The following is a 17,642-nucleotide window of genomic DNA, read 5'->3' as shown; positions in this document are numbered from 1 at the left end:
GCGACGAACGCGATGATGTAGCAGACGGTGGCGGTGAGCAGAGTTGGAATCATCAGCACGCCGAACCAGCCGATGTAGAGGCGGTTTTCGGTGCTAGCGACCCACTCGCAGAACCGGTCCCACAGATTGGCGCTTTCGCGCTGCTGTAAGGTGGTCGTCATAGTTCTTATGATTGCTATTTGGTTTTCAAGGTTATGATGTTTCCTATATTAACGAAATTGTGAAGGTTTGTAAAGGGGTTGAGGAATAGTTTTGCTTAACTGTGTCATAAGCAGGACTTATGAAAGGTAGAAGCCCTGAATTGGCAGCATTTGAGTATTCTTTACCATCTGTCCACCCGATCGCCTTTTCTGAGAAGGGGGCGCGGTTCGGGTGGGGAGGAAGCACCCCGAAGCGATCGCCTATTTATAAGGTCTGGCGATGGGGCGGTTCGAACACGCCGAGGGGTTGGACTAATAATGTAATCCCTTCAATCCCCACCACCCGAACTAAATCCCCCGGACCTAAGACGATTTCTTGATGACAACTCGCGGGCCAATAGCTATCGCGAAAATGCACTCTCCCCGGTTTATACGGTCCTTGAATCATTTCATCCACCACCGCAATTTCCCCGGGTCGCCCGATTTTATATTTCAGGTTGGAGTCGGGATAATCGTTGGCTGGGGTACGGGAAGAATCGGGCCATTTGAAAAGACCAAACATACTTTTGATGCTGAACTCTACGATTCCACCCTAAACTTTTTAAATGGCTCAAAGCGAGGGGAAAGTGTCAGTATGTTATCTGGTTGAAACGGGGCGATGTGACTGGGCGATCGCATGGCGCAATGGGCTAAAAGAGTGGACGGTTCTCCATCTGGAAGCCGCGCCCAGGGCGGGTAAGCGCGAACGTGAGAAGGATAGGCAATCTACCCATTGCTGTGGCGATCGCTGCCCGCGATTTTCTCACCGAGGCGATCGGTTTCTAAAGGCGGGAATTCCACCCACCTGGATGGGAAGAAGTGATATGTGCATCGTTCGTTTGGAAAACCGATAGGCGGTAAAGTGAGATGAAAAAACCGCATTACTCCGATTCCTTGCACTCCTCTCCATAGCCAATATTTTGTCCGGTTTCGGTCTGCTGGATGCAATAAACATTCTCCTGGAGTAATGCTTCTACAGCATAATAAATGGTAATCACCCAAAACAGAATGACAAAGGCCAAAAGTCCGAATTGCGCTGGGGTGATGAACTTCCGAAGGGGTTCTCGATCGCCGTTTTTCTTGCTCATTATGTCCCATAGGATAAGAGCGATGGCGAAAAAGTTTCATCCTCCATTGGGATTATGTTTGGCAAAGGATATCCGAGGGGCGTTTTGTCAATTGCGGCGATCGCCTCCCGATTATCCCTTCCGCCACGGGACTTCTGAGGGCGGGGCGAACGGGAAAAATTGAAAAATGGAAACGAGCAGAAATACTTACTCTTAATTGTTCGTTGTTGGGGCTTAATCTGGAATTTTTAATGATTGATGTGCCGTAAGGGAGTGTTTGAAATAACACCGCGATCGCCCGCTATTTTTTCACTCCCCTGTGTTTGCGATCGTCCGATCGCATTTAAGTTCGAGGTTAGGGTAGCGCGATGGAGTGCAAAAACAAATCATCGCCACCCGTCATCGCGTTGCCAAGTTTATTTTTGCAGGGGTGAATTCTCCAACGCAGACAGGAAAGAACGAGGAGACACTCGTTCGGATACCATTTCCCGCTCGCAACGCTGTTGTGGTTTAAGCTTGCTCAACAGTGCCGCCCAGTTCATGGTGAGGATGCGCGGCAAAAACAAGCAGACCGCCGCGTTTAACAAGGTCAATAAAGTAAAATCTACCCAATTGGTTAGCATAGCTTTCCCCCTTTCTTTCTTACAGGATTATCAACTTGTTTTTCTCTCCAACTTAGTATGAAGGCAAAGAGAGGAAAATGGAGAACATCTCTCATTCAAATTACTTTTAGTTCCTATAACTTTTTCTAAATACCCGAGGAAATACTTACTCCGGGTTCGGGGCGGATTTTGGGGGGATTTGATGCCTTTTCATATCCGAGGCGCAGGGTGAATGAAACTGCCGAAGGGCAGAAACACTGGGGTTTGGGAGCGGCTTGCAATTGAGCCGGTATCGCAGACTGTAGCGGCGGGCAAAAACAAATCCCACAATAGTGTACACCAAATGCCACCGATTGCGGTACTCAAATCGATTTAATTTGCTAAGTTTTGTTGAGCTGAGGATTGAGAACCGGCAACGCAGTTGACCCACTGCGGAAAAAACCCCCAGCGCAGCTAGGGGCAGATTTTAATGATGCCGACAAGCCATAAGTGGTTTTACTTATTGAATGGCCGAGATTTAAGAAGCGGGATTGTTTACCCTCGCGAGGCCACAATTTTCTGCAACTTCTGGCGAGCTGTATCAGAAAAACCAAATTCTTTAATTTCCTTTTGCAAAGAAGACAACTGGCCATACCCACTGAGATAGCCGTTCGTTCGAGCGGCGACTGTGGAGTTAATAAACTGGGCATCTGTATAAACGCCCTCGAACTCTTGCATCAAATCGCGATCGCCGCGCAAGCGATATTTTTGATGGTAATCTTCGGCGAGGTAAAACTGCTGGATGGGAGCAATTTCCGTATAAATTTCGCTGTTTTGTTTCTCGGATTCGCGCTTTTTGGTCTCTTCCAGCAGTTGTTTTTGTTCGTCAGAATGATAGAAAGCGGCGGACATATACTGTCGCTTCACGCTGGGACGAGTAGGGTCGTGGTTGAGCCAAAAGATATCGAGCAATTCCGCGTAAGAAAGTTGATTCGGGTCGTAATCGACCTGTACGGTTTCGATATGGTCGCCGAGGCTGTAATAGGTGGGATTGAGCTTCGTTCCCCCCGTGTAACCCACGCGGGTGCGAACTACACCGGGAAGGCAACCAAACCGAGCATCGGGCGACCAAAAACATCCCATACAAAAGGTAGCGGTTTCGGTATTTTCCGGCATTTGGGCATCCAGGGGAAGGGTATTTGCGGGTGCGGCTTGAAGATTTTTTGATGGACTCATGGTGATTTTTATTAATAAATTGAACTGACAGCATTTGTGAGAAAAACAGTGCTACTGGGCTAAAATCCAGGCATAGGTTAAGAGGAGGAGAAAGGCAATGCCGAGAATGGTTTCTCTGCGATCGCTCCACAGATTGCTCCAGTTTTGAAACAGAGCGTTGAAGGCGGCGCGACGTTCTCGCCCTAATTCCCCCATCAGATATTCCACGCGATCGTCTACTTCTTGGAGGGAAACTTCTCCTCGGCGATAGGCGGCTTCGAGTTCATCGAGTTTGCGCCAGTATTTCTGGGTGGCTTGTAGCAGATTCGGTATCATAGAAGATGTAAAATTAGCTTTCGTTAACTTTTGTAAACATTCTAACGAATCTGCTGGGGGAGGGGGGTGAGGAAATCCTCACCAAGATGGATCGGATCTAGACGAAGAAGGTGACAATCAAACCGCCAGCCAACCAGATATAAGAGGCGATCGCCAGCCAAAAAACCACGCGCTCGATAATTCCGCTTTTGCCACCACCACCGTGATGCATTCCCCCCTGCTTTTTGTCGCCAGCAAAACGCAGCCAAGCGAGGATTCCGGTTACGATCGCAAAGGCGAGATTCAAAAAGAAGGTATAGTCGATCGCAAAGCGCTGGGTTTCTGTAGATCCGCCGGTGCCGGTTTGGGGCAATACTCCCAACAGGGAAAAGCCATAGTGCAACGCGATCGCGGAACAGACTAACGATGCCAAAAATACGCCGAGAATGTAAAATGCCATTTTCCAGCCATAATATTTGGCATTAATGCGAATGACGGGAAACACCACCAAATCGCTAAAAATAAAGGCCATAATTCCCGCAAAGCTGACGCCATTGCTAAACAAAACCGCCGCCAAAGGAATATTACCCATCGAACCGATAAAGGTAAAAAATGCGGCAAGAGGACCGACAATCGTATTTTCTAAAATTGCTAAAAAGCTGGGGTTGCTTCCTTCGCCAGACCCGATAAAGAGGGTTTGAAAAAAGGAGCGCGGCACAAATACGGCGATGACACCGGCGACGGTAAAACCAAAGGTGACATCTTTCCAAACCATCTTCCATTCCATAAAGTATTTGCGGGCAACTTGTCGCCATCCATCAATACTTTTGATTTTTTCTTTCCAGTTTGGCACATTTTCCTCATCCCCGGATTCGTCTTCTCCTTCGCGATTTCGCAGTCGCCTGCGGGCTTTTTCGATTAAGGTTTTCGGGCGGGTGAAGCGAACGAACAGCCACATAAACAGGATGAGCAAAATTCCGCCCAGATATTCGCCCACCACAAACTGCCAACCGAGAAAGATAGCAATCAGAAAGCCCAGTTCGACAACTAGGTTTGTCGAGGCTAATAAGAAGGCTAAGGAAGGGACAAATCCCGCACCTTTTTTAAAGAGAGATTTGGTGCCGGCGAGGGCGGCGAAGCTACAGGAACTAGAAATAAAGCCGAAAAATGTGCCGAGGGCAACGCTTCCCCCACCGGCTTTGCCCATTGTCTGCTGCATTCGTTTGCGAGTCACAAAGACTTGAATGGCGCTACTGATAACATATCCCAGTACAAACGCCCAGAGGGCTTTCCAAAAAAAGCTTAGGGAAGTAAGGACTGCTTCGCTATACATTTGCAAAAAATTCGCGTCGTTCATATAGAATACCTACTGTGGTTAAAGGTCAGAAGTTAGCAAAAAATGCCGATTGCGGTTGCCATTGGTTGGATTTAGTCAGCGGGCAAAGGAGAATTAGCACCGCTGAGGCGGCGATCGCGCTCAGATTTCTTACGATTCGGCGAGGGGATTGGATCGGGTAAATGAGCCATGAAGTTGTCCTCCATCGATTGATTACTGTAATGAGTTTAGGAAGTTGGAGGAACAGGCGCGTCTATCTAAGGGAGGAATGCGGGTGAATTTTCCCGGATATCGCGTCATTTCATCCTCATTTCATTTTTGGGTGATAGGCTAAGAAATTATGGCTTTTTTCCATTGCTTGCTCGGAATCGGTATGGGATTATGATGGGTTTAAACGCCGTTGCCTTGACGTCAGCTTTCCCGCCATCGATAGGATTGAGAGTTAATCGGGTAGGGTAAAGAAAGGGGGGCGATCGCGAATACCAAACGAGGAACCATGAACCAGGATCGACTATTTCAACAAACTCGCTTCCGACTCGCTGGTTGGTATGCTGGCGTGATGGGCGTGATTCTGAGCATCTGTGGATTGGGGGTTTACGAGGCGATCGCTCACGCCCATTGGATGACCCTCGATCGCGAAGTGTCTTCGGTGGCGGGCACGCTGCACGATAGTCTGACGCCGTTTCTAAAGCAATCTCCTCGCCTGGAACCGGATTTAAAACGCCTATTACCGGACTTGTGTTGGGTGGGTGCAAAAGAAGAAATTCCCTGTGAGGAATTGAGGGATTTAGAACCGGAAAATCCGCAGGCGATCGGGGCAATTCATCAAGGCAGTTATTACGTGCGATTTATCGATTTGTCGGGGAATGCGATCGCCGTGGCGGGAAGAATGCCTTCGGAATTGCCCCCTGCACCGCTGACAGAACGGTGGCAAACATTAATCGATCCGTCTGGCACTCGTTATCGCCAAATTTCGTTGTTATTGCATACCCGCGATCGGCAAAAGTGGGGGTATTTGCAAGTGGGTCGAAGTCTGCGCGACTTTCAGGATTATTTGGCGTTGGTTAAACTGATTATGATTGTGGGATTGCCGATGGCTTTGTTGTTTGTGGCAATTGCGAGTTGGGGGTTGGCGGGGTTGGCAATGCAGCCAATTTTTCAATCCTATCAGCAAATTCAACAATTTACCGCAGATGCTGCCCATGAATTGCGAACGCCGTTAGCAGCAATTCGGGCAACGGTGGAATCGACCTTGCGAATGAAGGAATTAAGCAAAACAGAAGCGCTGGAAACGTTGAAAATTGTAGACCGTCAAAATCATCGCTTATCTCAATTGGTAAAAGACCTTTTGTGGCTCTCGCGCATGGACAGACAGGTGTTGCCCGTTACCCGAGAAACCTGCTGTTTGAATGATATTATTAGCGATGTGGAAGAGGAGGTAGCCGCCCTGGGGATCGCCGCAGATGTTACCCTCACCACTGAGATTCGCGTCAAAAATTTATTGCAGGTCAAAGGGAGTGAAGAACAGCTTTATAGATTGGTGTTTAATTTAGTGAGTAACGCGATTCAATACACGGAAAGAAGAGGAAAGGTGATGGTCATTTTAAAGCGAGAAAATACCCAGGCAGTTATTCAGGTGGCAGATACGGGAATTGGCATTGCTGCCGCAGATTTGCCGCGTATTTTCGATAGATTTTATCGGGTAAATAGCGATCGCTCTCGCCACAGTGGGGGGTCGGGTTTGGGATTGGCAATTGCTCGGGCGATCGCGGCAAGCCACAATGGTACCATTCAGGTGCAAAGCGAATTGGGCAAGGGCAGTGTTTTTACCCTGTATCTTCCGGCGATCGATTAACTGCACCAACACTAAATCGTGGTCGCAAAAGCGGGGATGTTTTACAACATTTTACAAAAAAAACGCTCGTCAAATAGCAAGTGCGCCGATTTTTTGGCTTCTAGGTGTTAAAATAAAGACAAGCACCAAAAAGTATGGTGACAGGAGGTTCAAATGAGCAAAAAAATAGTAAGTTGGATAGCAGTATGCGGCGCGATCGCTGGGGTCAGTACCATAGCAGCACTGCCGGCGATCGCTCATTCCGCCAACAATTTCCACCACAGAGAAAGCGTGACGGAACAGACCGAAATTCACCATCGCGGTACGCCTCACCGAGGTCGCGGTCGAGGCGGCGGTAACGGGGATTGCCCTCGGTGGTAAACGTAAGGCAAATTAAGCCATCGGGGTGGTAAAAAGCAGTATCTCGGAAAGCGGTAAAATCGGGGGGGTTCCCCTTATCGCGCGGGGCAAAACAGGCGATCGACACATAAAACTCAGCGACCATTTTCCGAGATTAATGGGAACAGTGCTGCTGCGCTTCCGAGGACTCTCTCATCTGGCATTTCTCCTAATTTTGATACTCGATCCATCAGGGCGGGCAATTTCATCCCGATTTCATTTTTACCTGTAACGCTAAGTTGTGGGGGAAAAGGGGCGATCGCGCATTTGAAGGATGACTGAGAACCCCCGAAAAAACAGCGCCTTGCAATTGGAAGACGCCGATAAAGTTAGCAATAATTCAGGAGGTTTATTTCAGAGTTGGAGGTGTCCAATTTTGGTATTCTAGCATGTGACCCCAGTAGGCTTTATAGCCCGTAAATGCCCAAATTAGGGCGGCGATGGCGATGGCGATCGCGCCGACAATGCGGAAGGTTTTGTTGGTTCGCAGATAAAGTGCTGGGGTTGACAGCACGCCCCCCAATCCGGATATAATAAAACCCAGGCCAGAGAGGAACGGTTGGCGGGTCAAACTTAAATTAATGATTCGCAAGCCAATCAACATGGCAGCGGCACCGGCAAAAAAGGCGTAAATCGTGACGGTAATCATTTCCCAACCGGCGGCGAGGGCAATGGCGGCACCGACAAAAACGATGCCAAACAGCACCGACATTTCCCCAAAAGCAATGTTAAAACTGCCCGGAACCGGCCAAGTTAAAATCATGTGAAAGCCAGTTGCAAGGGCGATCGCACCAGTCATCCCAAATCCAGGAATCCAGCGTTTTTGATAGGAATCATTGAGTCCGCGATAAACGTAATATGCCAGGAGAGCGTGCCCTGCCACTAAATTAATTAGCATTAAGGTGATATAATTGATAAACACGATTTACCTCTGTTAGTTACTCAATCGATTGTTTTGGTGGTTTAGACCTGATTACAACAACGATTGGACTCTATTATAGCGGATGTCAGCTCGAATGAAAGTGGAAGCGATCGCATTATAGAAGTTAAGAGAAAAGTGCCATGAAACGCAGACAATTTTTCACTCTTAGTAGTGCTAGTGCGGCGGCGATATTGATGAGCCGATGTGCCGCATCCAATCAGATAAAAGCCCAGCCAACCCTATCGGAAAGCTATGCCAGTAATGGCAGTCTTTTAGAGCTTTCCCTGGATGCGCGCCAGAGTCAGGTATCCTTGGGGGGTACGCAAGCGAATTTGCTGACTTTCAACGGACAAATCCCCGGGCCGCGATTGGAAGCGCGGGGGGGAGATACGGTGCGAATTCGCTTTTTGAATAATTTACAAAATCCGAGCAATTTGCACTATCACGGATTGCACGTACCGCCTACGGGAAATGCGGACAACGTGTTTTTAAGCGTACCGCCCGGGGAACGTTTGACCTATGAATTTACCCTACCAAAGAATCATCCGCCGGGGACGTTTTGGTATCATCCCCACAAACATGGGTTTGTAGCGGATCAAGTGTTTGGCGGTTTGGCGGGTTTATTTATCGTGCGCGGGGAACTGGATGAGATTGCGGAAATTAAAGCGGCGCGGGAAGAATTTGTGGTTTTAAAAGATTTTTCGATCGGGCAAAATGGGCAACTTTTGCCGCCCAATCCAATGGAAAAAATGCACGGGCGCGAGGGAAATTTGGTGACGGTAAACGGTGAAGTGCGCCCGAGATTTTCGATACCGGAAAAAGGACTGCTGCGCTTGCGTTTGCTTAACGCATCCACCTCTCGGTTTTATCGGTTGTCCCTGGAAGAGCATCCGTTTTATATCATAGCTACCGATGGAGGTGCGATCGCCGAACCGGTGGAAACAAACGAAGTGCTACTCACCCCGGGAGAGCGAGTGGAAGTGCTGGTGAAAGGCGATCGCCCGCCGGGAGAATATCGCTTGTTAGACCTGCCCTACAACCGTGGCGGAATGGGAATGATGGGTGGCGGTCGAATGGGGCCGGGTGGCAGAATGGGACCGGGTGGCATGATGGGAGGCGGAATGATGGGTCGCGGGAACATGAGGCGCGGTTCCGGGCAGGGGAATAATGGGGAGACTCGCACATTAGCTACCCTGCGCTATGGCGATCGCGCGCAACCTGAAGTGCCTTTACCGAAGCAATTAATCCCGGTAGAAACCTTACCGGAACCGAATGGCGTGAAGCGCTTTACCCTGAATCACGGTATGGCCCCGGGAAGGGGGATGATTTTCTTAATTAATGGCAAAGCATTCAAGGGCGATCGCATCGATACCCAAGTGCAACTTAACCGCATTGAAGACTGGGAACTGACCAGCACTGGCACGATGGATCACCCCTTTCACTTGCATACAAATCACTTTCAAACTATCAGCCGAAACCAGCAACCGGAACCCTATCGCGCGTGGAAAGATACGGTATTAGTGCGGCGCGGCGAAGTGGTTCGCATCCGCGTTCCCTTCCGGGATTTTCCCGGAAAAACGGTTTATCACTGTCACATTCTCGACCATGAAGATTTGGGAATGATGGGCAATATTCAGATGCAAGCGTAGGAGCAAAGGGTGGTTTTTTGGGCAGTTGTCGGTTTCCTGGCTTTTTCCGACAACTGCTCGATGAATTTGCCCGATTAAAACCTCGGGCGGCGCAACCACTGGCGAATTTTATGCGGCCATAAGCGAGGATGCTCGTCCGGACGATATTGCCTGTCTATCATGGAAATAAAAAGCGGGACGCCTCCTACTTTTGCACTCATTAAGAGATGGATGGCGATCGCCACCAACAGGATGACCCAAGCGATGAGATGGAGGAAGTACCAGAGGCGATCGCTTTCTCCTTGGGGAAGCCAATTTTCATCCTGAAATTTACCAGAAATCACCGCTAAACCCGCCGCAAATAACATCGCCGTATTGGTCAAGCGATGCAGACTGTACCACCAAATCGGTTTTCCCACTAAGCGTAATTTTTCCCAAGAATCCGGCTGAATCAAGCGTTTTTTGCCGATTCGGATACTATAAAAAGCAAAGGCCAAAAAGATAAAAAATGCAAAAAAACCAAAGGTGCCGTGAATGTCGATTAAGCTGCGATTGGCTTGGGAAAGAGCAAGTCCGCCAAATTGGCGGTCCCAACTGTCATAAACCAAAAATCCCGTAATCAGGGCACCGATCGCCAAGAAGGCATTGAGACCGTGCAGTAGGCGCAGCAGCAATGGCTGATAAGGTTTCGTGCGAGGAGACATATTCCGTTTTTTTAACCCAACCCTTTGATTGTAGGAGATTTTGAGGTAGAGGTGAATTGAACGCGATCGCAGGTTTTCCATGCTTGCGGTTTATATCATCCCTTGTCCCTCTAGCAGGCTGGGTGACAGTTTGAAAAATGATTTAAAAATGAAAAATAGCCGCAAAACCGACGATTCCGATAGCAGTATTTCTGATATTTTGTTCATATTTGATTCATATTTAAAAAATGTTGCAAACAAATATTTTTTCTGTTATCTTTGCAAAGATAAACTATGTAATTGCAGGCAAGGCCGGTGAGTGTACTAACGATTCTGCTGACATCTTTCGGATTGGCAATGGATGCCTTTGCGGTGTCTATTAGCAGTGGCATCACCTTGAAAAAAGCAAGAATAGAAGATGCGCTGCTGGTGGCGACATTTTTTGGGGGATTTCAGTTTTTGATGCCCTTAATCGGTTGGGTAGCCGGACTGGGGTTAAGAGGGTTTATTGCCAGTGTAGACCACTGGATTGCCTTTGCGCTGCTGGGGTGGATCGGATGGCAAATGATTGTGGAATCTCGGGAAGTCGGATGCGAAGCAAAAGGAGAGAATCCGAGAAATTTGTATGTGTTATTGGGATTAGCGATCGCGACGAGTATTGATGCCTTGGCAGTGGGATTGAGCTTTTCCCTGCTCAACAGTGCGATCGCCGGGTTAGTGGTAGCGATTGGCATCGTCACATTTGTGCTTTCCTTTTCTGGAGTTTTTATTGGCAATAAATTTGGCTGTGTATTTGAAAGCCAAGTGGAATTAATCGGCGGAATCATCCTGATTGGGATTGGATTCAAAATCCTCATTCAAGATTTAATGTTACTCTAACTGTCTCTGGCGTGGGCATTCCTGTGCATTTGCATTCCCCAGAAAAAGTGGCGCTGTAGGGGGAGACGCTGGGAATTGCGGATGGTGCTTGTTATCGGTTAAACTAGAAACCAATGCAGGGATAATCAGCATCAGATAAATGCCATGAAAAAGTTAATTGTTATCGCTGGCGTGAGTCGCGGGTTGGGTCGAGTAATGACCGAGAAATTTATCGAATTGGGGCATACCGTCTGTGGTTGCGCCCGATCGCCGGAAGCGATAGAACGCCTTTCCCAGGAATTCGGGAATCCTCATTCTTTTGCCACGGTGGATATTGCCGATGACGCGCAGGTGAAAACCTGGGCGGAAAGCGTTTTAGCGCAGCATTCGCCGCCGGATTTGCTGATTAATAATGCGGCATTAATCAACGAACCGGCCCCGCTGTGGGAAATTAGCGCTGCAGAATTTTCTCAATTAATCGATGTAAATATTAAAGGGGTGATGAACGTAATTCGCCACTTTGTTCCCGCTGCGATCGCGCGCCAAAGTGGGATTATTGTCAATTTCAGTTCCGGTTGGGGACGGTCCACTTCGCCGCAAGTGGGGCCGTATTGTACCTCCAAATGGGCGATCGAAGGACTAACGCGATCGCTGGCCCAAGAATTGCCCCCCGGGATGGCAGCGATTCCGCTAAATCCGGGTATCATTCATACCGAAATGCTCGACACTTGCTTGGGAAAAGAAGCTGAAACCTACATTTCTCCGCAACAATGGGCGGAAAAAGCCGTGCCGTTTTTGCTTCAATTAAAACCGAAAGATAACGGAAGTCCCCTCACAGTTCCCGCATAGTCGGGCAATCTCGTTTCCTTCACTTGCTGTTATTTGATAAATTGAATGCAGTGTACTGAGGAAACGAGAAATGGAAACCCCTTTTTCGCGAATGCAGGCGGTCCAGTCGCCGATTATTCCGGTGGTGGGGGAATTGATTCGCAATTCTCCCGGAACTATCTCTCTCGGACAAGGGGTGGTGTATTATCCGCCCCCGCGAGAAGCATTCGATATGATTCCGCAATTTTTGGCCGATCCGAACCAGCACAAGTATAAAGCGGTGGAAGGAATTGCGCCGTTACGAGAGGCGATCGCGGCAAAACTGGAAGCGGAAAATCAGATTCCCATCGATGAAGACAACTGCATTGTGGTGACTGCTGGGGGAAATATGGCGTTTATGAATGCCATTTTGGCGATTACTTCCCCAGGGGATGAAATTATTATCCAAACCCCTTATTATTTCAACCACGAAATGGCGATCGCGATTGCCAGTTGTAAAGCGGTGTTAGTAGGTACCGATGAAAATTACCAGCTTCGTCCCCAAGCGATCGCCGATGCGATGACCGAAAAAACCAAAGCGGTGGTGACAATTTCGCCCAATAATCCCACTGGGGTTGTTTACCCGGAATCCACATTGCGCCAGGTAAACGAACTGTGCCAAAACCATGACATTTATCATATCCATGACGAGGCATATGAATATTTTACCTATGGCGACGCCCAACATTTTTCCCCCGGGTCGATCGCCTCGAGTCGCGATCGCACCATTTCTCTGTTTAGCCTGTCTAAAGCCTATGGATTTGCCTCTTGGCGGATTGGCTACATGGTCATTCCCTCTCATTTGCTAGTCCCGGTGAAAAAAATTCAAGATACGATTTTGATTTGTCCGGCGGTAATTTCTCAGTGGGCGGCGTTAGGGGCTTTAAAACTGGGTCGCGCGTATTGTGAGGAAAAAATTAAAGCCATTTCCGAGGTGCGAGAAATCGTTCTAGACGCCCTCTCGGAATTAACGGATTTCTGCACCATTCCCGAAGCCAACGGGGCTTTTTATTGCTTCTTAAAAACCCAGACAGCGTTACCGCCAATGGAAGTGGTGGAACGATTGATTAAAGAGTATAAAGTGGCCGCAATTCCCGGCACTACATTTGGCCTCGAAAACGGCTGTTATTTGCGCGTGGCTTATGGGGCGCTGGAAAAAGAAACTGCCGCCGAAGGGATTAATCGGTTGGTTCGAGGTCTGAAAGCGATTGTACGGGCTTAAATCGGAACTGTTGTAGAGACCCTCGCATTTTGGGTCTCTGCATCATTCACCTAACAGTTAGCTATAATAAAAGCAGTCAATGAAGCGTAAATTTCAAGGCAATATACTACAATTATGTCCTCTCCATCCAATTCCTCTCCAGGTTCTCAACCCCGGCAAATTTTTTCTGTAGATAACCTCACCGTGCGGCTTTATGAAAAATCAGCCGAATTGGCACGTGACGCCGGGAAAATGGCAGGGGATTATTTGCAAGAAATCCTGGTTCAGCAGGGGGAAGCGCGGGTTATTTTAGCCACGGGAAATTCGCAAATCCCGTTTTTAGAGGCGTTCACATCTCGGGAAATAGATTGGTCGTGCATTACATTTTTTCATTTGGATGAATATCTGGGAATTGATGGAAATCATCCCGCGAGTTTCCGGCGCTACCTGCGCGATCGCGTGGAAAAGCGGGTGAAGCCGGCAGCATTTCACTACATCGAAGGGGATGCAATAGAACCTTTTGCGGAATGCGATCGCTATGGGCAATTGTTGTTAGAAAAACCCATCGATTTGTGCTGTTTGGGAATCGGAGAAAACGGTCATTTAGCGTTTAACGAACCTTCGGTGGCCAATTTTGCCGATCGCGAAGCGATTAAGCTGGTTAAATTAGATAGAGCCACGCACCAACAACTGGTCAATCAAGGGCATTTCCCCGAGGCGGAATCCGTGCCCAAATATGCGTTTACCCTGACAATTCCGACGATTTGTGCGGCAAAAAAAATCATTTGTCTCGCGCCGGAATTGCGAAAAGCAACCGCCGTGAAGCAGATGTTAAGGGGAAGCATCGCCCCAGAGATGCCGACGAGTATTTTGCGATCGCAATCCCAGGCAATTTTATTTTTAGATAAAGAATCGGCGAGCAAACTCGGATAGCAAGAGGGGAGAGTTGCCAAAGCATTGGTGGGGTTGATTTGACTTGATTTTAAATGCTTGCAATTTCGGAAAAATTTGGTATAATAGGGGAAATTTTAGCCAAAAACCAGAACCCACGCGATCGCCGGATGGAGACAGGGGATAACTGAGTGGAAGTGGCGGGCAAAAACAGAGGGATACGACGATTGTCGCATCCCGCGCGATAAACCAAGCAAAGGTTTGCGGTTTAAACCGTTGCGCTTTCAATTTCGCCCAAGGTTTTGAGGGATTCTTCCACGTGAGCGTTAAAATTCATCATCGAATTAAAGATGTGGCGGACGATCCCCTGTTTGTCTATCACATAAGTGACCCGCCCGGGAAGGATCGCCAGGGTGGAAGGAACCCCATAGAGTTTGCGAAGTTTTTGCCCGCGATCGCTCAATAAAGTAAAGGGCAAATTGTACTTGGCGCTAAAGTTTTGGTGAGATTCCACCGAGTCGCTGCTGACGCCGAGGACCTCCGCGCCGGCTTGCTGAAACTGTTCGTAGCGATCGCGGAAGGCGCAAGATTCTTTCGTGCATCCGGGGGTGTCGTCTTTCGGATAGAAGTACAAGACGACGCTTTTTTTGCCGATAAAATCGCTGAAACTGACGGTTTCGCCGGTGTGGGCGGGTAAGGAAAAGTCCGGCGCTTTGTCTCCAACTTGAACTGCCATAACGGTGACTTGTCTAAACGCTGAGTAAAATGTTAACTTTTGTTATAGTAGCGCCATTGGCATCAGTAATGAAGCGCGATCGCCGTGGAAGTTGAGATCGCGAAAAGCTTGTTCCGGATCGCCCTCTGGTTTGGCAACTCACACAAGTTCCAGCAGTTGCGTCGGAGAAGCATACTTAAGTGATATCAATCGACTCGTTTATTTTGCCGATGCGACAATCCCTCGCGATTGGCGTCTCGGCGTGCTGTCTCACCTTAGTTAGTCAGCCGACCCTCTCCCGGGAAACGCCACCCTTGGTGCAACAGAGAAACCCATCACCGAGTCCCACAGATCTGCAAGAGGCAGAAGTTTACAATAACCTCGGGGTAGATTGGGCGAGTCAGGGAAGATTTATCGAAGCGATCGCCGCATTTCAGCGAGCGATCGAACTCTATCCCGACTATGAAAATGCCTACAATAACCTCGGCATTGCTTACGCCTCCCTCGGCGACTTTTCCGCAGCAGTTGATGCCTTTGAAAGCGCGATTGAAATCAATCCGCGCAATTGGGAAACCCATAACAATCTCGGCAGCGCTTTCGGTTCCTTGGGTCGATTTCCCGAAGCGGCAGATGCGTTTCAAGAGGCAATTTTTCTCAATCCCAATATTCCGGATTGCCATTATAATTTTGCTTTAGCCTTGTTAAACCAAGGGAAACTTTCCGAAGCGATCGCGCCTTTGAAAAAAGCCCGAACCTTGTACCTACAGCTCAATAACCGCCCCGCTGTAGATGAAATCAACCGCCTTTTGCAGCGAATTGAAAACCAACAGTTTTGAATAATTTTGCTTAGTTTTGATGGGGAAGCAAAGCCTCGGTAAAAGCATTTTCATCCTCTGCCTAGGCGGACGAATGCCTTTGCCTCGGCGCGATTTTAATTGCCCGCTTTTTATGATTTTTCCTTACTTCAATTTCAACAATCGCATGGCATTGAGGATTGCCAACAGTGCCACCCCCACATCAGCAAAAACCGCCGCCCACATGGAGGCTAAACCCACCGCGCCCAAGGCGATAAACCCTGCTTTAATTGTCAGGGCAAAGGCGATATTTTGCCAGACAATTTGGCGCGTTTTTCTGCCGATTTGCATAGCTTCTGGTACTTTTGATGGTGCATCAGTCATCATCACCACATCTGCGGTGTCAATTGCCGCATCGGAACCTAACGCGCCCATTGCGATGCCGATATCCGCTCTCGCGATCGCCGCTGCATCATTAATTCCATCGCCGACAAACGCCAGTTTGCGGTTTGTATCCCTGGTGGATAATAGCTTTTCGATCGCCTTTACTTTTCCTTCGGGCAATAATTCGGCATAATAGGAATCTAACTGCAATTGCGATGCCACTTTCTCCGCCACGGTACGATTGTCCCCGGTGAGCATCATCACGCGATCGACCCCTTGACGTTTGAGCCATTCAATCGACGCCGCCGCATCTTCTTTAATTTCATCCGCAATCACCAGATATCCCGCATAGGAATTGTCCACCGCCACATGCACCACGGTTCCCAAACTCTCTGGCGAGGAGCAGGCAATTTTTTCTCGCGCCATCAACCGCGAATTGCCGACGAGAATGGTGCGATCGCCAACCAACGCCCGAATCCCCTCGCCGGCAATTTCTTCCGACTTGCTTGCCCGATCCGGATCGAGAGTTTTGCCATAAGCATCGCGGATGGATTTCGCTACTGGATGATTGGAATGTAACTCTGCGTTAGCAGCAATTTCGAGCAATTCTTCCGCGTTCCAATCATTTTTCGGCACGATTTCCTGAACTTGAAATACCCCTTTCGTCAGGGTGCCGGTTTTGTCAAAGACCACCGTACCGATTTGGGTTAAACTATCTAAAAATGTCGAGCCTTTCACTAAAATTCCCCGTTTCGCCGCCGCGCCAACTCCGCCAAAATATCCCAAGGGAATACTAATCACCAATCCGCAGGGACAAGAAATCACTAAAATCACTAATGCCCGGTAAATCCATTCCTGGGAAGTTGCGCCGGGAATGAAAAGCGGCGGTAACAGTGCGGTGAGCAGAGAAATCGCCACTACCACGGGGGTATAGTAGCGGGCAAATCGGGTGATAAATTTTTCGGTTTTCGCCTTTTTACTTCTGGCATTTTCCACTAATTCTAACATCAGGGAAATGGAAGATTCGGCGAAGGGTTTGGTAACGCGAATCCGCAGGGTGTTGGATTGATTGACCATGCCGGCTAAAACCATTTCGCCTTCGCGCACTTTCCGGGGCACCGATTCCCCGGTTAAGGCGGAAGTTTCCACTTGAGAGATGCCCTCGAGAACTTTGCCATCTAAGGGGATTTTTTCCCCAGGTTTGACGAGAATAATGTCGCCGATATCCACTTGTTCTGGGGAGACTTCTTGCAGTTGTCCGTTCTTCTGAAGGGTGGCGCGATCGGGACGAACTTCTAGCAAGGATTTAATCGACCGACGAGAGCGACTGACGGCTTTTTCTTGGAAAAATTCTCCCACTTGATAGAATAACATGACGCCCACCGCTTCGGGTAATTCATGGATGGCGATCGCGCCTAAAGTTGCCACCGTCATCAAGAAATTTTCATCAAAAATTCGCCCGCGCCGAATATTGCGCCCCGCATTGCACAAAACGTTCCATCCGCTAATAAGATAAGCGGGAATAAAAACCAGATATTCGCCAATATGATACGGAGTCTCCTGTAACGTTTCTCTCCAGATTAACCCCAACAGGAATAAACCCACCACCACTCCGATGGAAAGTGCTTTTCCTTGCAAGTCTTCTTCTTTTTCTTGGGTTTGATTCGGGTTAGCCGTTTGATTGTCTGTCTCCCCACTGCAACTACAACAGCCAGATTTGGCAGAACTGCGATCGCTCATTTTTTTACCGATATATTACAATACATGAATAAA

At 48.5% G+C, this 17,642-nt stretch carries 20 protein-coding genes and 1 pseudogene; 10 read left to right on the top strand and 11 right to left on the bottom strand.

The genetic code is table 11. The annotated features are described in order from the left end of the window. A pseudogene (locus LKK83_RS14395) lies at positions 1–161 on the bottom strand (photosystem II q(b) protein); the annotation flags it as partial. Between the two features lie 244 nt (positions 162–405). After that, positions 406–702, bottom strand: coding sequence for an NfeD family protein (locus LKK83_RS14390; protein ID WP_324631874.1), 297 nt, complete (start codon positions 700–702; stop codon positions 406–408). Between the two features lie 43 nt (positions 703–745). Between LKK83_RS14390 and LKK83_RS14385 the strand changes: the two genes are divergently transcribed. Continuing rightward, entirely contained in the window at positions 746–1,033 is a 288-nt protein-coding gene (locus tag LKK83_RS14385) for a hypothetical protein (RefSeq protein WP_324631872.1), read from the top strand. Positions 1,034–1,060: 27 nt separating this feature from the next. On the opposite strand, the gene LKK83_RS14380 is transcribed toward LKK83_RS14385, so the two are convergent. Then, the gene (locus LKK83_RS14380; RefSeq protein WP_324631871.1) at positions 1,061–1,267 is read right to left on the bottom strand and encodes a hypothetical protein; all 207 of its coding nucleotides are present in this window, start codon (positions 1,265–1,267) and stop codon (positions 1,061–1,063) included. A 22-nt stretch (positions 1,268–1,289) separates the two neighbouring features. On the opposite strand from LKK83_RS14380, the gene LKK83_RS14375 reads away from it, so the two are divergent. Beyond that, positions 1,290–1,430 (top strand): hypothetical protein, encoded by a 141-nt coding sequence (locus LKK83_RS14375; protein WP_324631870.1) that lies wholly within the window; start codon positions 1,290–1,292, stop codon positions 1,428–1,430. 232 nt (positions 1,431–1,662) lie between these two features. On the opposite strand, the gene LKK83_RS14370 is transcribed toward LKK83_RS14375, so the two are convergent. The 4 genes from LKK83_RS14370 to LKK83_RS14355 form a co-directional block, all read right to left on the bottom strand. Next, positions 1,663–1,869, bottom strand: coding sequence for a hypothetical protein (locus LKK83_RS14370; RefSeq protein WP_324631869.1), 207 nt, complete (start codon positions 1,867–1,869; stop codon positions 1,663–1,665). A 513-nt stretch (positions 1,870–2,382) separates the two neighbouring features. Further along, positions 2,383–3,063, bottom strand: coding sequence for a peptide-methionine (S)-S-oxide reductase MsrA (gene msrA / locus LKK83_RS14365; protein ID WP_324631868.1), 681 nt, complete (start codon positions 3,061–3,063; stop codon positions 2,383–2,385). Between the two features lie 51 nt (positions 3,064–3,114). After that, entirely contained in the window at positions 3,115–3,378 is a 264-nt protein-coding gene (locus LKK83_RS14360; RefSeq protein WP_324631866.1) for a hypothetical protein, read from the bottom strand. Between the two features lie 97 nt (positions 3,379–3,475). After that, the gene (locus LKK83_RS14355; RefSeq protein ID WP_324631865.1) at positions 3,476–4,714 is read right to left on the bottom strand and encodes a permease; all 1,239 of its coding nucleotides are present in this window, start codon (positions 4,712–4,714) and stop codon (positions 3,476–3,478) included. A gap of 475 nt (positions 4,715–5,189) precedes the next feature. Here LKK83_RS14355 and rppB point away from each other — a divergent pair, with 475 nt between their 5' ends. Both rppB and LKK83_RS14345 read left to right on the top strand, forming a co-directional pair. Continuing rightward, positions 5,190–6,548, top strand: coding sequence for a two-component system sensor histidine kinase RppB (gene rppB, locus LKK83_RS14350; RefSeq protein WP_324631864.1), 1,359 nt, complete (start codon positions 5,190–5,192; stop codon positions 6,546–6,548). 153 nt (positions 6,549–6,701) lie between these two features. Next, positions 6,702–6,908, top strand: a complete 207-nt coding sequence (locus tag LKK83_RS14345) for a hypothetical protein (RefSeq protein ID WP_324631863.1) — start codon at positions 6,702–6,704, stop codon at positions 6,906–6,908. Between the two features lie 367 nt (positions 6,909–7,275). Here LKK83_RS14345 and LKK83_RS14340 read toward each other — a convergent pair whose 3' ends face one another. Beyond that, positions 7,276–7,848: a DUF981 family protein gene (locus LKK83_RS14340; protein ID WP_324631862.1), complete on the bottom strand. Its 573-nt coding sequence runs from the start codon at positions 7,846–7,848 to the stop codon at positions 7,276–7,278. 140 nt (positions 7,849–7,988) lie between these two features. On the opposite strand from LKK83_RS14340, the gene LKK83_RS14335 reads away from it, so the two are divergent. After that, positions 7,989–9,497: a multicopper oxidase family protein gene (locus LKK83_RS14335; RefSeq protein ID WP_324631861.1), complete on the top strand. Its 1,509-nt coding sequence runs from the start codon at positions 7,989–7,991 to the stop codon at positions 9,495–9,497. 74 nt (positions 9,498–9,571) lie between these two features. Here the strand turns inward: LKK83_RS14335 and LKK83_RS14330 are convergent, their stop codons facing one another. Beyond that, positions 9,572–10,180, bottom strand: coding sequence for a cytochrome b/b6 domain-containing protein (locus LKK83_RS14330; RefSeq protein ID WP_324631860.1), 609 nt, complete (start codon positions 10,178–10,180; stop codon positions 9,572–9,574). A 294-nt stretch (positions 10,181–10,474) separates the two neighbouring features. On the opposite strand from LKK83_RS14330, the gene LKK83_RS14325 reads away from it, so the two are divergent. The 4 genes from LKK83_RS14325 (at position 10,475) to LKK83_RS14310 (ending at position 14,018) form a co-directional block, all read left to right on the top strand. Next, positions 10,475–11,038: a manganese efflux pump MntP gene (locus LKK83_RS14325; RefSeq protein ID WP_324631859.1), complete on the top strand. Its 564-nt coding sequence runs from the start codon at positions 10,475–10,477 to the stop codon at positions 11,036–11,038. 144 nt (positions 11,039–11,182) lie between these two features. Continuing rightward, positions 11,183–11,866, top strand: coding sequence for an SDR family oxidoreductase (locus LKK83_RS14320; RefSeq protein ID WP_324631858.1), 684 nt, complete (start codon positions 11,183–11,185; stop codon positions 11,864–11,866). A gap of 70 nt (positions 11,867–11,936) precedes the next feature. After that, on the top strand, positions 11,937–13,106 hold the full coding sequence (locus LKK83_RS14315) for a pyridoxal phosphate-dependent aminotransferase (RefSeq protein WP_324631857.1): 1,170 nt from the start codon (positions 11,937–11,939) through the stop codon (positions 13,104–13,106). A 114-nt stretch (positions 13,107–13,220) separates the two neighbouring features. Next, complete coding sequence (locus LKK83_RS14310) at positions 13,221–14,018, top strand: glucosamine-6-phosphate deaminase (RefSeq protein ID WP_324631856.1); 798 nt, start codon at positions 13,221–13,223, stop codon at positions 14,016–14,018. A gap of 226 nt (positions 14,019–14,244) precedes the next feature. Here the strand turns inward: LKK83_RS14310 and LKK83_RS14305 are convergent, their stop codons facing one another. Continuing rightward, the gene (locus tag LKK83_RS14305) at positions 14,245–14,712 is read right to left on the bottom strand and encodes a peroxiredoxin (RefSeq protein ID WP_324631855.1); all 468 of its coding nucleotides are present in this window, start codon (positions 14,710–14,712) and stop codon (positions 14,245–14,247) included. Positions 14,713–14,891: 179 nt separating this feature from the next. Between LKK83_RS14305 and LKK83_RS14300 the strand changes: the two genes are divergently transcribed. Further along, a complete protein-coding gene (locus tag LKK83_RS14300; protein ID WP_324631854.1) occupies positions 14,892–15,527 on the top strand; it encodes a tetratricopeptide repeat protein in 636 nt (211 codons plus the stop codon). Between the two features lie 123 nt (positions 15,528–15,650). On the opposite strand, the gene LKK83_RS14295 is transcribed toward LKK83_RS14300, so the two are convergent. After that, complete coding sequence (locus LKK83_RS14295) at positions 15,651–17,609, bottom strand: heavy metal translocating P-type ATPase (RefSeq protein ID WP_324631852.1); 1,959 nt, start codon at positions 17,607–17,609, stop codon at positions 15,651–15,653. Positions 17,610–17,642: the final 33 nt, after the last annotated feature.

This window comes from Phormidium sp. CCY1219 (genome assembly GCF_035615515.1).
Lineage (GTDB): Bacteria > Cyanobacteriota > Cyanobacteriia > Cyanobacteriales > Laspinemataceae > CCY1219.
This window is presented reverse-complemented; position numbering and strand designations above follow the sequence as displayed.

Bases quoted from the DNA above. Each gene is read 5' to 3' on its own strand.
- LKK83_RS14305 (WP_324631855.1), bottom strand. From the start codon at position 14,712: ATGGCAGTTCAAGTTGGAGACAAAGCGCCGGACTTTTCCTTACCCGCC.
- LKK83_RS14370 (WP_324631869.1), bottom strand. From the start codon at position 1,869: ATGCTAACCAATTGGGTAGATTTTACTTTATTGACCTTGTTAAACGCG.
- LKK83_RS14380 (WP_324631871.1), bottom strand. From the start codon at position 1,267: ATGAGCAAGAAAAACGGCGATCGAGAACCCCTTCGGAAGTTCATCACC.
- LKK83_RS14345 (WP_324631863.1), top strand. From the start codon at position 6,702: ATGAGCAAAAAAATAGTAAGTTGGATAGCAGTATGCGGCGCGATCGCT.
- msrA (WP_324631868.1), bottom strand. From the start codon at position 3,063: ATGAGTCCATCAAAAAATCTTCAAGCCGCACCCGCAAATACCCTTCCC.
- rppB (WP_324631864.1), top strand. From the start codon at position 5,190: ATGAACCAGGATCGACTATTTCAACAAACTCGCTTCCGACTCGCTGGT.
- LKK83_RS14295 (WP_324631852.1), bottom strand. From the start codon at position 17,609: ATGAGCGATCGCAGTTCTGCCAAATCTGGCTGTTGTAGTTGCAGTGGG.
- LKK83_RS14375 (WP_324631870.1), top strand. From the start codon at position 1,290: ATGGCGAAAAAGTTTCATCCTCCATTGGGATTATGTTTGGCAAAGGAT.
- LKK83_RS14390 (WP_324631874.1), bottom strand. From the start codon at position 702: ATGTTTGGTCTTTTCAAATGGCCCGATTCTTCCCGTACCCCAGCCAAC.
- LKK83_RS14355 (WP_324631865.1), bottom strand. From the start codon at position 4,714: ATGAACGACGCGAATTTTTTGCAAATGTATAGCGAAGCAGTCCTTACT.
- LKK83_RS14385 (WP_324631872.1), top strand. From the start codon at position 746: ATGGCTCAAAGCGAGGGGAAAGTGTCAGTATGTTATCTGGTTGAAACG.
- LKK83_RS14360 (WP_324631866.1), bottom strand. From the start codon at position 3,378: ATGATACCGAATCTGCTACAAGCCACCCAGAAATACTGGCGCAAACTC.
- LKK83_RS14310 (WP_324631856.1), top strand. From the start codon at position 13,221: ATGTCCTCTCCATCCAATTCCTCTCCAGGTTCTCAACCCCGGCAAATT.
- LKK83_RS14315 (WP_324631857.1), top strand. From the start codon at position 11,937: ATGGAAACCCCTTTTTCGCGAATGCAGGCGGTCCAGTCGCCGATTATT.
- LKK83_RS14330 (WP_324631860.1), bottom strand. From the start codon at position 10,180: ATGTCTCCTCGCACGAAACCTTATCAGCCATTGCTGCTGCGCCTACTG.
- LKK83_RS14335 (WP_324631861.1), top strand. From the start codon at position 7,989: ATGAAACGCAGACAATTTTTCACTCTTAGTAGTGCTAGTGCGGCGGCG.
- LKK83_RS14320 (WP_324631858.1), top strand. From the start codon at position 11,183: ATGAAAAAGTTAATTGTTATCGCTGGCGTGAGTCGCGGGTTGGGTCGA.